Annotated in this window: 12 protein-coding genes; 8 read left to right on the forward strand and 4 right to left on the reverse strand. The window is 62.9% G+C overall.

Annotated elements, in window-relative coordinates:
- The first annotated feature begins 6 nt into the window (after window positions 1–6).
- The 3 genes from LTT66_RS31945 to LTT66_RS31955 all read left to right on the forward strand — a co-directional run bounded on the left by LTT66_RS31945 (window position 7) and on the right by LTT66_RS31955 (window position 2,494).
- Window positions 7–315 carry a hypothetical protein gene (locus tag LTT66_RS31945; protein ID WP_233062243.1) on the forward strand — a complete coding sequence of 103 codons (309 nt, stop codon included), beginning with the start codon at window positions 7–9 and terminating at the stop codon, window positions 313–315.
- Between the two features lie 118 nt (window positions 316–433).
- Window positions 434–943, forward strand: a complete 510-nt coding sequence (locus LTT66_RS31950; RefSeq protein ID WP_233062244.1) for a flavin reductase family protein — start codon at window positions 434–436, stop codon at window positions 941–943.
- A gap of 42 nt (window positions 944–985) precedes the next feature.
- Window positions 986–2,494, forward strand: a complete 1,509-nt coding sequence (locus LTT66_RS31955; RefSeq protein WP_233062245.1) for an aldehyde dehydrogenase family protein — start codon at window positions 986–988, stop codon at window positions 2,492–2,494.
- Here LTT66_RS31955 and LTT66_RS31960 read toward each other — a convergent pair.
- Window positions 2,482–5,937 carry a serine/threonine-protein kinase gene (locus LTT66_RS31960; RefSeq protein WP_233062246.1) on the reverse strand — a complete coding sequence of 1,152 codons (3,456 nt, stop codon included), beginning with the start codon at window positions 5,935–5,937 and terminating at the stop codon, window positions 2,482–2,484. The two genes, LTT66_RS31955 and LTT66_RS31960, sit on opposite strands and share 13 nt — an antisense overlap.
- 417 nt (window positions 5,938–6,354) lie before the next feature.
- On the opposite strand from LTT66_RS31960, the gene LTT66_RS31965 reads away from it, so the two are divergent.
- The 3 genes from LTT66_RS31965 (at window position 6,355) to LTT66_RS31975 (ending at window position 10,210) form a co-directional block, all read left to right on the forward strand.
- Window positions 6,355–7,848: a long-chain-fatty-acid--CoA ligase gene (locus LTT66_RS31965; protein WP_233062247.1), complete on the forward strand. Its 1,494-nt coding sequence runs from the start codon at window positions 6,355–6,357 to the stop codon at window positions 7,846–7,848.
- A 290-nt stretch (window positions 7,849–8,138) separates the two neighbouring features.
- Window positions 8,139–9,119: an NAD(P)H-dependent flavin oxidoreductase gene (locus LTT66_RS31970; RefSeq protein ID WP_233062248.1), complete on the forward strand. Its 981-nt coding sequence runs from the start codon at window positions 8,139–8,141 to the stop codon at window positions 9,117–9,119.
- A 386-nt stretch (window positions 9,120–9,505) separates the two neighbouring features.
- Complete coding sequence (locus LTT66_RS31975) at window positions 9,506–10,210, forward strand: transposase (RefSeq protein WP_233069466.1); 705 nt, start codon at window positions 9,506–9,508, stop codon at window positions 10,208–10,210.
- Between the two features lie 6 nt (window positions 10,211–10,216).
- Here the strand turns inward: LTT66_RS31975 and LTT66_RS31980 are convergent, their stop codons facing one another.
- A complete protein-coding gene (locus tag LTT66_RS31980; RefSeq protein ID WP_233062249.1) occupies window positions 10,217–10,720 on the reverse strand; it encodes a hypothetical protein in 504 nt (167 codons plus the stop codon).
- A gap of 285 nt (window positions 10,721–11,005) precedes the next feature.
- Window positions 11,006–11,341 carry a hypothetical protein gene (locus tag LTT66_RS31985; RefSeq protein ID WP_233062250.1) on the reverse strand — a complete coding sequence of 112 codons (336 nt, stop codon included), beginning with the start codon at window positions 11,339–11,341 and terminating at the stop codon, window positions 11,006–11,008.
- A 254-nt stretch (window positions 11,342–11,595) separates the two neighbouring features.
- Here LTT66_RS31985 and LTT66_RS31990 point away from each other — a divergent pair, with 254 nt between their 5' ends.
- Entirely contained in the window at window positions 11,596–11,829 is a 234-nt protein-coding gene (locus tag LTT66_RS31990; RefSeq protein ID WP_233062251.1) for a hypothetical protein, read from the forward strand.
- A 130-nt stretch (window positions 11,830–11,959) separates the two neighbouring features.
- Here LTT66_RS31990 and LTT66_RS31995 read toward each other — a convergent pair whose 3' ends face one another.
- A complete protein-coding gene (locus LTT66_RS31995) occupies window positions 11,960–12,964 on the reverse strand; it encodes an AraC family transcriptional regulator ligand-binding domain-containing protein (RefSeq protein WP_233062252.1) in 1,005 nt (334 codons plus the stop codon).
- Window positions 12,965–13,367: 403 nt separating this feature from the next.
- Here LTT66_RS31995 and LTT66_RS32000 point away from each other — a divergent pair, with 403 nt between their 5' ends.
- Window positions 13,368–14,588: an FxsB family cyclophane-forming radical SAM/SPASM peptide maturase gene (locus LTT66_RS32000; RefSeq protein ID WP_233069467.1), complete on the forward strand. Its 1,221-nt coding sequence runs from the start codon at window positions 13,368–13,370 to the stop codon at window positions 14,586–14,588.
- Window positions 14,589–14,598: the final 10 nt, after the last annotated feature.

The raw sequence follows: 14,598 nt of genomic DNA on the forward strand, positions 1-14,598 counted from the left end.
GAAGCCATGGCATCCTCCACAGTGCGACCGATCAACAGGGACGTGCATCTGCGCATTTGGCTGCGTGGTGCTGTATTCGACTATGTCGCGAATGTGGTCGCGGTTGGAAACCTGATCGGCGACTGGAGTCGAGAACGGTGGTTCGCAATCGAATTGCCGCTCGGAGCCACTGCCCTGCACCGACTACCGCGCTTGCCGAACGAGCGCCTTTACCTCGGCCCTGAACGTGCCCCCTTCTACCGCGCAACCCCGGTCGGCAGGGAAGCGGAACCCGAACCTGTTGGAATTCGCACACGAGATTTCTTCCGCAGATGATCGCTCAGGGACCGTTCTCGCCTGGGATCGAATCGGTAGTTACCGCCGCTCATACGGTACCGCAGGGGCTTTCAACCATCAAAGCGGATACTGTAGGACCAATCGCTAGGAAAGTGCTATGACCGCAATCGATGAAGATCTGTTCAAAGCCGGCATGCGGCGGCTGGCTGCAGGAGTAAGCATTATTTCCGCTCAAAGCTCTGTGGGGCCTGTCGGAATTACCGCCACTGCCGTGACGTCACTGTCCGCCGCGCCGCCGAGCCTGCTGTGCTGCGTAAACAAGAACCTGATGCTCGGTGAGGCGATCCAACACAGCGGCAGATTCTGCTTGAACATGCTTCGGGACGAGCAACACCCTCTCGCGCGTCGGTTCGCCGGCATGGAAGGTGCACGGGGGACAGAGAAGTTCTCCGAGGGAAGCTGGATCGAATCAATAGGCGGCACGCCCGCACTGAGGGACAGCCTGGTCTCTTTCGACTGTCGGCTCGATGGCGTGACTGAACACGGTACCCACTACATCGTCATCGGGCTGATAGACGAGGTGCGCCTCGGGCCGCCCGGAAGCCCCCTTCTCTATTGCGACGCAACGTTCTCCAGCCTGGTTCCGCTGCCGGCAGTGGATGTTTGAGCGCACAAATCACCGACAAACCATCTCCATGGAGACGATCTCATGACTGTCAGACCATTCACAAATATTCCGACCGAGCCGTCGAGCGTTTTTCAATCTCTCGACCCGCGTACCGGCGAACTCATCGAGGAGTTCCCGGTACACGACGCACGGGCGGTCGAAGAGGCAGTGGCCGAAGCACGCAATGCTGCCGAATGGTGGAGCGGCCTTGGCTTTCGCGGCCGGGAAAAACGGCTGAAGCAGTGGAGGCGGCTCATTCTGGAGCGTTTCGACGAACTTGCCGGCGTTATATCCAACGAGACAGGCAAACCGATCGCCGACGCGCGGATCGAGGTCGTCCTCGGCGTTGCTCACCTGCATTGGGCAGCAAAGAACGCCAAACGCGTGCTGGGCCGCCGGCATGTCGCGCCAGGGATGTTGATGTCCAACCACCTGGCAAGCGTGGAGTATCTGCCTTTGGGCGTTGTCGGCGTCATCGGCCCCTGGAACTACCCCGTCTTTACTCCGATGGGCTCTATCGCTTACGCCCTCGCGGCGGGGAATGCGGTGGTGTTCAAGCCGAGCGAGTACACCCCAGCAGTCGGCCAATGGCTGGCATCGACCTTCAGCGAGGCTCTCGGTGACGAGGCACAGTTGCGGTCGCCCTTCCAGACTGTCACCGGGACAGGTGAGACAGGTGCGGCGCTGTGTCGGGCCGGCGTCGACAAGGTCGCATTCACAGGCTCCAATCGCACTGGTAAGGCGGTCATGAGGGCGTGTGCAGATTCATTGACCCCAGTGCTGATGGAGTGTGGCGGCAAGGACGCGTTGTTGGTGGACCTCGACGCCAACCTAGCCGCCGCAGCCGACGCGGCCGTGTGGGGTTCTCTCGCGAACGCCGGGCAGACTTGCGTCGGTGTCGAGCGCGTCTATGTTGTTGAGCAAGTGGCGGAGCGATTCATCGAGCTTGTGTCCACACAGGCGGCTACGCTGCAAGTGGGCGGCGAGCTCGATAGCGATCTGGGACCCATTACGCTGCCCTCGCAGATCGAGGTCATTCGCAGTCATATCGACAACGCGATCTCTCGGGGCGGCCGCGCGATCCTGGGTGGCAGAGACTCTGTGCGAGCACCGTTCGTCGAACCGGTCGTGCTGGTCGACGTCCCTGAGGATTCGATTGCTGTCACTGAGGAAACGTTCGGGCCGCTGGTAATCATCAATCGTGTCAGGTCGATGCAGGAGGCCGTCGTCAGAGCGAATGCAAACGAGTACCGTCTCGGCGCAACGGTGTTTTCGCGGCGCGGAGCGAAGGTGGCTCGGGAGCTGAATGTCGGGATGGTGGGGGTGAACTCGGTCCTTCCCTACGTCGCGATGCCGAGCCTGCCGTTCGGCGGTGTCGGCAGCGCCGGCTTCGGCCGAATTCATGGTGCCGACGGTCTGCGTGAGTTCACCAGGGCGAAGTCGGTCGCCCGTAAGATCTTGCCTGCGACACTGAGGCCGACGTCGTTCAGTCGTCCGAAATGGACGGTCCAAGCGCTTGCCGCGCTGACGAAGGTGCTCTACCGCTGGTGATCGGCGTGTGTCCGGGAATCTGCACCATGTGGCTTTCCGGGCACATCCGTGACGAGGTCGAGGAATTCTACGTACTGGGCCGCGGCAGCAGGTTTCCATGTCCCATCGAGCAGGTCGTTTCGAATGCGGACCGCGATGCTCTGCATGGGCGAACCGATGTCAGCGACGAACCGCGAAAGTCGTCGCGGGGCACATACCTGCAGTGCGCTCGTCACTATGGATTGCGCCTGTCGTGCGTGGCCGGCGCATTCCGAGGACACGGCTCGGAGAAGATTCGCTTCCAATGCGGCCCGGGGGCGCGAACTGCGCTTGGTTGCTGCGCAGAGCAACTCGGATACCTCCGATGCCCGTCGCGCTTCACCCTGGGCGAGGAATTGACGGATCCTGCATTCAAGCCTGAGTTCGGAGACTATTGTCGACGTTCCGCGCACCGTATGCCCTGGCAACTTTGTATCGAGCGCTTCGTCGGAGGCTGGATCGGGACGAAACCCACATTTGTATCGGTCGCGGTCGAGTCGTGCTGCGAGGCGGGGAAGCTGCAACGTGTGGGCGATGTCGGTTCCTTCGTCCAGAAGCCGGCGAGCCGCATCGGTCTCGCCCCGCGCAACTAACAGGAGGGCGCCGGTTCCGTACGTGGCGCATTTGAATTCCACGATACCGCCCTCGGCCCCGAGCTCGTGGCTTTGACGGAGAAGCACTTCGGCTCGATCCAGGTCACCGACTTGGTACAGCAAGTCTCCGAGCAGGCCACCCGCTAAACGGGCGGCGTAGGAGTCGGGCCCGTCGAGACCCTGCTGGGCAAGGGCAACGGCATTGCGGAAGTACTCTTCAGCGCCGTGGAGATCGAGTTGTTCCCAAGCTGCCAGACCGGCCAGGCACGTTCCGTACACCACGCTGAACCGCGCGTTGGTGTGCTCGTGGTAGGGCACTGCCCATTCCTGCCATCGGCGAGCCCGGTCGAAGTCGAAGCCGGCCATCGCGGCGTACGTCGCAACGTTCGACGCCGCGGCGGTGACAAGGGGAGGTTGCTCATCGGGACGCGCCAAGCAGTCGGCTACCAGGGAGCTCACGCGGTCGACGCGATCGGAGAAGCAATCCGCAACAGCTTGCACGACCGAGATCTCGACATGCAATGGACTCGATTCACCTCGGTTGTTCTGCCCAGCGTCCAGCTGGGATTTGGCAAGCCGCAGAGCGAGCGATACATCGTGCGGTCGATGATGGAGAAGAGTATGCGCCCACGCTGTGTATACCTGAAGCGTGGGCTGGCGCTCGGCAAAATTCGAAGGGAGCTTGCCGATCAGTGCCAGCAGGCTGGCCATCTTCGATTGCTCGAGCAGTTCGCGGCCACAACTCTCGATCAGTCCGGCCGCGTGCTGCGTGTCGCCTGCAGCGACACCGTGCTCGACCGCGTCGTTGACAAAGCCGTTGCGAGCGAACCATTCGGACGCGGACCGGTGCAGTGCCCGATAGCGATCGGGTGCGGTTCGACGGAGCCGTTGCCGAAGAAATTCCCCGAATAGATGATGGTATCGATACCAGTCGGGGTCTTCCTCGGTGCGGCCTAGGAAAAGGCCTCGGCTGCAGATCTCCTCCAGCAGTTGGGCGCCGTTGCCTGCTCCGGACAGGTCGCAGGCGAGATCACCGCATGTTCGCGCGGTTACCGACGTAACGAGGATGAAGTCGAGTATGGCTGGATCGAGTGAGGCAAGGACATTCTCCGCCAAGTACTCGGCAATGTGTTGATGATCGTCGATTCGATCCAAGACCATCTGCGGGTTTCGGGAAGATTGTATGGAAAGAAGTGCCAGTTGCAGTGCTGCGGGCCAACCATCGGTCGCTGTGTGCAGGGTCTCGATATCCGCAGCCGACAAACCGGTATCGGGACGTCTCAGCAGAAATGACTGTGATTCCGAGGGACTGAACCGCAACGCAGACGAATCGATCTCGACCAGTTCGTCACGAACCCGCATGCTCGCCACAGGCAGGCCTTGGTGGCTGCGGCTGGTGATGACCAGTTGAAGGTGGTGGCAGCCCTTGTCGATCAAGAAGCCCATGGCCTCCGTAGTCTCAGCGCTGGATACCGCGTGCCAGTCGTCGACGATTAGAACTGTTCGCTTACCTTCCTCGTGTACGGCGGCCAATAACCGCGTCAGCACAGCGCGACTCCCGTAACGTCCCTGGCTCGCGAGCTCTTCGCTGAATACTTCCCGCAGACCCGAGCGTAGGCGAGACAGTGATTCGGACAGATGATCGAGAAACCAGACAACATTGTCATCGTCGTTGTCCAGGCTGAGCCAGGCGGTCCGCACCCCCTCGCGAGCGAGACGAGCCTGCCATTGCGCCGCGAGTGTGGTTTTCCCGAAGCCCGCAGGCCCATGGATCAACGTGAGTCGTCGGCTCCCCCCGGCACGAAGGCGGTCGAGTAGCCGATCCCGAATGACCACTGTCTCGGGGCTTCGAACTGGGCGATACTTTGCGACGACAGTCGGCGGCGTAGGTTCGTGGGCGGGATTCGCCCTCTCGCTTCTGTGCGCAGCGATGGACGCCTTGGGGCCGTGGACGGGCCCGGTACCGGGAATCAACATCGGGTCGGGCTCCAAGCCCAGTTCAGCCTGAAGTTGCTGCACTAGCTGGCCGAGACAGAACGCGGATGACGGGCGGTCCGAGGGATCGCGCTGCATCGCGAACTCGACCACCGCCTGCACACGGCCGCTGGCGTCGAAAGCGCGATGGACAGGCGCCGATGTGTCCGTCACCCGGATGAATTGGGCGATCAGGCTCTCGCCGGTCCGGCGCTCGACCACGGCATGCCCGGTCAGCATGCAGAACATGACGGCACCGAGGCTGTATATGTCCGCCGCCGCGGTCGCCGCGTGTCCTTCCATCACTTCGGGCGCTGTGAAAGCTGGTGAGCCCAATACAATGCCAGTTCGCGTCAGGAGTTCGCCCTCGCGCCGCGCGATGCCGAAATCGGCGAGAACGGGATCGTCGAATTGGCTGAGCAAAATATTCGAGGGTTTTACGTCGCGATGCAGGATCCCGTTCCTGTGGGCGAACTCCAATGCCGCGCACAATTTCACACCGGAGCGCAGGATCTGCTCGGTCGAGCATGGGCCTTGCCTGCGTATCGATTGGTCGAGCGAACCGCGCCTATAGTGCGGCATCACGAGGTACGAGCGGCCTGCCGGCGTGGTGCCGACGCGGTAGATATCAATGATATTCGGATGTCCCGACAGCCGCCCCATCGACTCCTGCTCGCGGATAAATCTGTTGTGGCCTTCGCCGGAGGCGCTCACGTCCAGAAGCACCTTCACGGCCACGACCCGTCCGAGAGAAGGCTCAGTGCACTGATACACCGCTCCGAACCCGCCGGCACCGATCTTCTCGGCATCGTGCAGCCCGGCGCTGAGCAGGTCGATGGCTATATCGGGAACGTTCATCTCATCTCATCGAGACCCGGCGGCGACGAGTGTTTCTACCCGCATAATAGTACGTCACACGTGCCGAATCGGCGATCCTCGGGCCCGGGAGCCTGCACGGTGAGGCGTTGAGCCCGGCGGGGGCGGGCCACGGTGAGGGAAGTTCGCACCGCCATCCCTTGCGTATGGAGCATATGTCGCCGACGGGGACGTGAGTACCCAGACAGAGGTACATCGGTAAGTGAAAGTGGGCATACTTGCCGAATAAATTGCCGCCACTCGCAGCATTCCGGCACACTGCGATGAAATACCGATCGCAAGACACAGATATGCGAACCGCGAGTCGAGCACGTGCAGAGGAGCCTGCCGAACCGTTTTCCGGATTACGTTGCGGCAAGGCGCTGATGTTCACGGCGGGGACGTGAGTGGAGGAAAAAGATGACTAATTTGGCGCATTATATCGAGCGGTCACGCGCCGCAAATCCGCACGGTACGGCAGTTAGGCTGGACGATGCCGCCCTGAGTTATGTCGAACTGGACGATTTGTCTTCCCGCGTGGCCGGCTGGCTACACCAACGTGGTATCGCGCCGGGCGATCGAGTCGCGTTGCTCGTGCCGAACGTCCTGGCATTCCCTGTCCTCTATTACGGAATCCTCCGGGCAGGTGCGGTAGTCGTGCCGATGAATCCACTTCTGAAGTCGCGAGAAGCGGCATATCACCTGGCCGACGCAGGCGCCATGCTTGTGTTCGCCTGGCACACCGCGCTGAGCGAGGTTGTCGAGGCGGCATCGGAGGTTGGCGCCGAGGTATTGGCCATAGCAGACGACACGCTTCACGACATGGCCGAATGGCCTACGTCGCCGCAGATCGAAGCGCGGGGTGACCACGAGCCTGCGGTCATCCTGTATACCTCCGGCACGACCGGAAAGCCGAAAGGTGCGCAACTCACCCACGCGAACCTGCGGAAGAACGCTGAAGTGACAGCGTCGGAAATTCTCCACCTACAGTCGAATGACGTGATCATGGGATGCCTGGCGCTGTTTCATTCCTTCGGGCAGACCTGTGGCTTGAACGCCGCGGTCAGTGCGGGCGCCTGCCTGACACTCATTCCGCGCTTCGACCCGATTGCCGTGCTCGAGATCATCGAGCGCGATCGGGTCACGGTGCTGGAAGGCGTCCCCACGATGTATGTCGCAATTCTCAGTGCCGGGCCGCATGTTGCCGACACCTCGTCGCTGAGGACATGCATATCCGGTGGTGCTGCCATGCCGGTAGAAGTATTGAGGGGTTTCGCAGAAGCTTTCGGTGTGCAAATCCTAGAAGGATACGGTTTATCCGAGACGTCGCCTGTGGCGACATTCAACCGCCTGGAAAAACAGAAGCCGGGATCGATCGGGTACGGGATCGATGGCGTCGAATTGGCGCTACTCGATCCGGAGGGCAGGCCTGTCGCTCCCGGGTCTGTCGGAGAACTGGTCATCCGCGGACACAATGTCATGCGCGGTTACTGGAACAGGCCTCAGGCTACTGCCGAAGCGATGCGAGGCGGTTGGTTCCACACCGGAGATCTGGCAAAGCAGGACGAGGACGGATTCTTCTACATCGTAGACAGGATCAAGGACCTCATCATCCGTGGCGGATACAATATCTCTCCGCGCGAGATCGAAGAAGTATTCTACGAACACCCGGACGTTCTCGAAGCCGCTGTCTTGGGGTTTCCTCATCCATCCCATGGTGAAGAAATAGCCGCAGCGGTAGCTCTGAGAGATGGCGCTTCTGCCACCGTCGAGTCGCTGCGTGAGTTCATCAAGGAGCGCGTAGCGGCGTACAAATACCCGAGGGTAATATGGCTTGTCGAATCCCTACCGAAAGGGCCGTCCGGAAAGATTCTCAAGCGCCAACTCGTTGTTCCGGAAACAAGTGATCAGTAGGGATTCGCCGCGCCGACGGAACCTCGACGATAGCGCTCGAGGGTCCACCGGTTGATTACGCCGCCGAGTGAGTTCCCATCGGGAGCGAACAACGACGACTCGGAGATACCACGAATAATTTCCGGCATTCCGGCATGCCTCCCTCTAAATCTTGATCCTGCGCATCAACCGACCACCGCGCCGCAACTCTGTGGCGAACACTGGCGCTGCACCGCATCAAACTCTGTACAACTGGCCAATTTGCGACAGCCCTGCCCTGCAGGAGCACTGGCCACGACCGAAGGACTCCCATGACCCTGCCTCCAACTCTCGCCGGCCGCCTTGCGCTTCCCGTCCTGGGCTCGCCGCTGTTCATTTGCTCCGGCCCCGAGCTGGTCATGGCGCAATGCCGAGCCGGCATCATCGGCTCGTTTCCGGCGCTGAACGCCAGGCCGGCGTCGATGCTGTCCGACTGGCTCGACCGCATCGAAGATGAGAACGCGGCCTACCAGCGCGCGAACCCGGATGCGGTTGTCGCTCCGTATGCCGTGAACCAGATCGTGCATCGCTCCAATGATCGACTGGAACTGGATATGCAGGTCATTGTCGATCACCGGGTTCCGATCGTCATCACATCGCTGGGGGCCCGACCGGAGATCAACGAAGCCGTGCACTCCTACGGAGGCATTGTGCTACACGATGTGATCAGCGACGAGTTCGCCCACAAGGCGGTGGACAAGGGAGCAGACGGCATCATCGCCGTCGCCGCCGGAGCAGGCGGACATGCCGGCACCCAGTCCCCGTTCGCGCTGGTTCAGGAAATTCGCGCGTGGTTCGACGGCCCGGTCGTACTGTCGGGCGCAATCGCGCACGGCAGGTCCATCTTGGCCGCCCTCGCCGCCGGCGCGGACCTGGCGTATATCGGGTCGGCGTTCATATCCACCGCTGAGGCGAACGCCGACCCCGGTTACAAGAAGATGATCGTGGATTCGGCTGCCAGGGACATCGTCTACAGCAATCTGTTCACCGGTGTCCATGGAAATTATCTGCGTCCCAGCATTATTGCTGCGGGCCTGGATCCGGACAACCTCCCGGAGTCGGACGCGTCTGCGATGGACTTCGGTTCCAACGGCAACATGAAGGTGAAGGCGTGGAAGGATATCTGGGGCGCGGGACAGGGTATCGGAGCTATCCACGACAGCCTGACCGTCGCGGAACTGGTGGCTACCTTCAGAGCGCAATACAACGAAGCCCTCGACCTGCTCGAGGCCAGGACGCTGGTGTCGCGCTAGGTTCTGTGTCCCAATCGCCTGATCAGTCAGCTCGAGGTGGACCGGTGGTGCATTATGTCCGCTGTAGCGCGGTCGGTTGGTGAGTGGTTTGCGGTGTTGACGGATAGGCAGTGGGAGTTGCTGGAGCTGCCGGAGGTGTTCGGGCCGCGGCAGACGGCATGGAAGCGGCGCCGCTGATACGCTGCTGACGGCACGTGGGATCGGGGTGCTGACCGCGTTGCTCGCGCTGGCTGATCCGACCGGTGACCTGGACTGGGTGGCCTCGATCGATTCCACGGTCGTGCGGGTGCGCCAGCACGGCGGCGGTGCCAGGCGCGACTCGGTGTCCGGGTTACAAACCCGCCGATCATGTGATCGGGCACTCCCGTGATGGGTTGACGGCCAAGGTGCATCTGGTGACCGACGGTCACGGCCGGGGCTTGGCGGTGCTGTTCGCACCGGGACAGGCGGGCGACTCGCCGATACTCGCGCCGCTGTTGGAGGCGGTAGCGGTACCTCGCTTCGAGGGCGGCCCTCCACGGCGCAATCCGCAGGTGTTGATCGCCGACAAGGCGTATTCCTCGGCCGCCGACCGGGCCTTGTTGCGGCGCAAACGTATCCGCACCGTTATTCCCGAACGGTCCGACCAGACGGCCAACTGTCAACGTCGAGGTCGCCGTGGTGGCCGAGCGCCGGACTTCGACCGAGAGACCTACAAGCGGCGCAATGTCATCGAACGCGCCTTCAACAAGGCCGAGCACTGGCGCGCCGTCGCCACACGGTATGACGAGTGTGTCGTCGGCGGCCTGGATTTCTGCCTCTGTCATCGTTCTCGTCGGGTGTGGCGGAGGGTTGAGGAGAGCGACGTCCGTGGGTCTTGGGTAAGTTTTCACCCACGGCTTGTCGTCGTAGGATTGCCCGCCCACACCATGGATGCGATCAAGACATGGAAGTCGGCGACCGTCCCAACCCGACGGGGCTGTTGTACCCGGCCCCGAAACGGGTCGCTGCGCGACCCGAACAACTTCGGCCGGGCCTGCCGCGCGGCGCGCGGGGAGAACTTCGCTTGTGACCCCGCGCACCTCCCGCATAGGCGCGGCCACTGCCGTTGACCATGCCTACGGCGACCCCGAGCGCGCCGCGCGCCAGTTGAGCGAAACCCGCGCGGTGGCCAAGGCGCACTTGCGCAGCAAACCTTGACTTGGCGTATTCGACGGGCTTCTTGCCCTTGAGTATGAGCGCAGCCGAATCGCCGGGCTGGCCGAGCGTTTCCTCACGCCGTCGCGTCGACAGTTCGTGATCCTCGGTGAGCCCGGCTGAGACACCACCGCGTCTGCGCTGCTGCCAGGGGCGCGCACCTCGCAATCGAATCCGCTGCGAGACAGCCAGGTCTGCACCGACTCGATCTCGATAGTGCCCACCCTATGTAGGCCGATCGCACGCAAACGCTCGATCACGTCATTGGCTGCCTCGCGCGCCACCTCGGCCACCAGCATGTCACCCTTGGGCCGCAGCGCCGCGCCGCGCATCACCGCCAGGCCACTGACGGCATCGTCCTGCTCGAGGATTCGGATCACGTCATCGGTCAACTCGCTCGGAGCCAGCATTCGCAGTCGCAGCACCTCGATAGTGTGCCGCGTCTTTGCGGTGGCATCGGCACCATCCGTCTCAACGATCGACTCGACCTGGTCGACCGCACCAGGACGTCACCCCAGCGGCCAGTCGATCTACCCGGTGGACCGCTCGCACGCCGTTACGGGCATCTTGCCGCGGGTGAACAGACGCCGGACCGCACGCGTACCTCGCCGACAAGCCCGCGCAATGGCGACTGCCCGAATACTCGACGTTCAGGTCGTAGCGCCGCATCTGGCCTCGTTCCCGGCGTGGGACCGACCGTCTCGCTCGGCTCATGAGACCGTGATCGGCCTGCCCGGGGGAGCGGTGGCCGCCGGGTCAGGGTCGGTCGACGCGTTCGGGGCGAAGCTGGCCAGATGGGTGGAGATGATTTCCGGTTGCCCGCCGGATTGTCTCGCCGCGGCGGTGAGTACGTCGAGGTGGTGGTAGCCGGGGGCGGTGACGGTCTCGCCGTGACCACGCCACCCTGTCGCGAGGACGCCCCCGGCGCCGCCGATCAGGTTGATTGTCGGATTCGCGAATATGCCGCCGGGATGAGTGCGGTGCCGCGTGATCTCGGGCGCCTGGACTGGAAGACATCCAGCGAGAGTTTCGTCGGGAAGTACCACTCGGTGAAGTCCAGCGGTTGGGCTGCCAGGCTGCGCGAAAGGTCGGCTATGTCGGTGACCTCATGTGTCGCGTCGGCGAACGGTGCGCCGTGCCGGTCCGAAGCGGCCGCGGCTGTTTCGTCGCAGTCGCGCCAGGTGTAGAGCGGGCCGTGCGTTCCTGAAACTGCTGGGCACATACCGCGCAAAGTCGGATTCGGCGTCGGGCGCGAGATAGGCGGCCAGCCCGGCGATCGAGTAGGTTCATCGTCACCGGGTTGATCACCGCGGGCAATGCCAGCACGCGTGGCAGCGCACCGGCGTCGAGCGCGGCCGCGGCGCCCGCCGAGCCGATCCCGCCGACGGACAGTTCGAGCATCTCGGGGATGCCGTTGAGCACGGACAGCGAGGTGTCGATCGAGGAGTCGAGTCAAACTCGGATCATGACCGATATTCTGCTTCCCGTCGGTGAGGTGGCCGAGATGTTCGGCGGGGTCGAGCCCGCGCGCTGATGAGCCGCCGCGAGCGTCGCCATACCTGCTGAGGCCAGGAAACTGACCGAGGCGAGGTCGATGATCAGCGCCGCGGGTTTGCCGCTGAGAATGGCATCGATCGCGTTCGCCAGCGCAGGGCCGTCGCCGCTCAACGAGTGGGAAACTCGTCAGCTGACCACCGACGCCGCGCACGACGAAACGCCCGCGCATCGGAATAACCGAGCCGGCGTGCAATGTCATCCTGGGACATGCCCGGAGCCGGCTTCTGTTTCTCCGACCACACCCGGCGGGCGCGGTCGAGTTCGCGGCGCCAGGTGGTGCCTTCTCCCGCCAGTTCTCGCTGCAGGCTGCGGGCACTCGTCGCCATTCGGCGTGCTGCGTGATCGACGGGGATCGGACCGTTGCCGAGCATCCCGAGCAGTATGTGATGAAGTTGCTCGGAGCACGTCACAGCAGGATGCCGCACCGCGGCGGTTTCCGCGTGCCGGAGCAAAATTTCGGCCAGCATCGGGTCGGCGGTTGTGAGCGGCCGCGCCAGGTCGGCTACACGGAACACCAGCTGATCAGTCGGGGCGCCGAACTCGATCCGCGTCGTGCCGAAGGTCTCGACGAACTGATCGTGCCGTCGAGGCGCGGCCTGCCGGAAGCTGACCCGCACCGGCTTCACGACCCCGCCGGTTCCCAGTCGGGTCCGCGCGACCATGGCGGCGAACGCGGCCTGCATCGCCAACTCTCTGCCTCGTCCCTCACCAACAACCATGCCCTGATCGAAGACGATCTCCTCGGTCTTATCGGCCATCGACAAGGTGAAATTGGTGGTGAGAACGTTGACGTGCGTACCTGTTCGGCTGAATCCCGCCGCTACGGTCGGCGCGGTCATGAAAAGATAGTCGTTCAATCCCAATCGCCCCGGAACATACGATCGCCCCGCACGCAGTGCCACGTGCGGATCGGTGATCTCGTGCTCGACCAGCTCCCATAGGCGGATGTTCCGATCGCTGGGTACGGCCACCTGCGTGCTGTCCAACATCCATTCGGGTATGTCCGCCTCGCGCGCGAGCCGCCGTCGCACCGGACCGGACAGGCCGGTGCAGTCGAGGGCAAGTTTGGGCAAAAGAATGAGATCTGCTGTGTCCATCATCGTGATTCTCAACCGGGAATTGCGGACTCGACATTACATCGGCGCGGGCCCCTCAGCCCTGGGGTGACGGTGATCGGCCACGGTACGCGCCGGTAGCCATGACCCACTTCACACTCGGAGCGGAAACCAGTGCGGTACTGGCGCGTTCTGTCCCCCCGTCCGGCGCGTTCGGTCCTTCCCCGGTGCGTCGGCGGCGGTGATCATCTACGAATCCGTAGGCGGCCGACCGTGGTCGCCGAGAACCAGAAAGGTATCCGTCGCACAAAATTTCGATCGGCCCGACACAGATGGCACTCCGCAGTCCGCCTCGACGAAGACGTGGTCGATAGCGCTGTCGACCGCGCATTTCCAGGTAATCACAATGACCGGTGGAATCCGGCGGCAGAATCCGAGAAGGAGTTGGTTGTCGGTGACGATGGAACACGTGGCGGCACAATTGTCCTGGCCGGTCCCCGGGTTGGATGTGGCGGCATTGATTCGCGACGGCTGGGAGCCGATGGCATTCACGGAGTATGTCGTCAAGATTCACAGTCGCTGCAACCTTGCCTGCGATTACTGCTATATGTACGAGATGGCCGATCAAAGCTGGCTGGAGCAGCCGAAGGTCATGAGTCGCGGAGTTTTCGACGATACCTGTCGAATGATTCGCGAGCATGCGCTGCGGCACTCGCTGCCAGCCGTCGACATCGTGTTCCATGGCGGCGAACCGTTGCTGGTCGGGAAACATAGTCTGGAGTACTTTGCGCGGACGGCCCGAGCCGCATTGGAACCGGACATACAGGTGCGTCTCGGTCTTCAGACCAACGGTGTGCTGATCGACGAAGAGTTCCTCCGCATCTGTGATCGGTGGGGTGTCCGAATCGGCGTCAGTCTGGACGGTAGCGAGCGCGGACACGACCGGCACAGGCGGGACCGCCGCGGAGAGGGTAGCTACCGACAGGTCGTTGCCGGGCTGACGCGACTGCGGGCTCCCCAGTGGCGGCATCTGTTCTCGGGGATTCTGTGCACGATCGATCTCCAGAACGATCCGGTGGAGACCTACGAGGCCGTGGCCAGGTTCCAGCCGCCGGCGGCAGATTTCATGGTGCCGCACGGCAACTGGGTGACGCCGCCACCGGGCAGGACCGCCGACGAGTCCGTCACACCCTACGCCGACTGGCTCATCGCGGTCTTCGAGCGCTGGTACGGCGCACCGGAATTGGAAACCACGGTCCGACTGTTCGGAAAGATCATCGAGCTCCTCCTTGGCGGCCGGACGTCGTCGGAAGCCGTTGGGCTCGCGCCCGTTCGGTTGGTGGTCATCGAAACAGACGGCAGCCTGGAGCAGGTTGACGAACTGAAATCAGCATTCGCGGGTGCTACCAAGCTATCGATCCGCGGAGGTCGCGGCAATCCGCTCGAACTGGCGCTGCGTGACCCTGCCATCGCGGCCCGGCAGATCGGCCTCGCCGCCCTCGGCGACACCTGCCTGGCGTGCTCGGTCCACACCGTGTGCGGTGGTGGACACTACGTCCATCGGTATCGAGAAGATACCGGATTCCGCAATCCGTCGGTGTACTGTGCCGACCTCAAAAAGCTGATCCAACACATCGAATCGCGCGTCCGGGCCGAGATCAGGCCCGTTCTCGAGCGCTAGCGACAGGGGA

Source organism: Nocardia gipuzkoensis (assembly GCF_021183645.1).
Lineage (GTDB): Bacteria > Actinomycetota > Actinomycetes > Mycobacteriales > Mycobacteriaceae > Nocardia > Nocardia abscessus.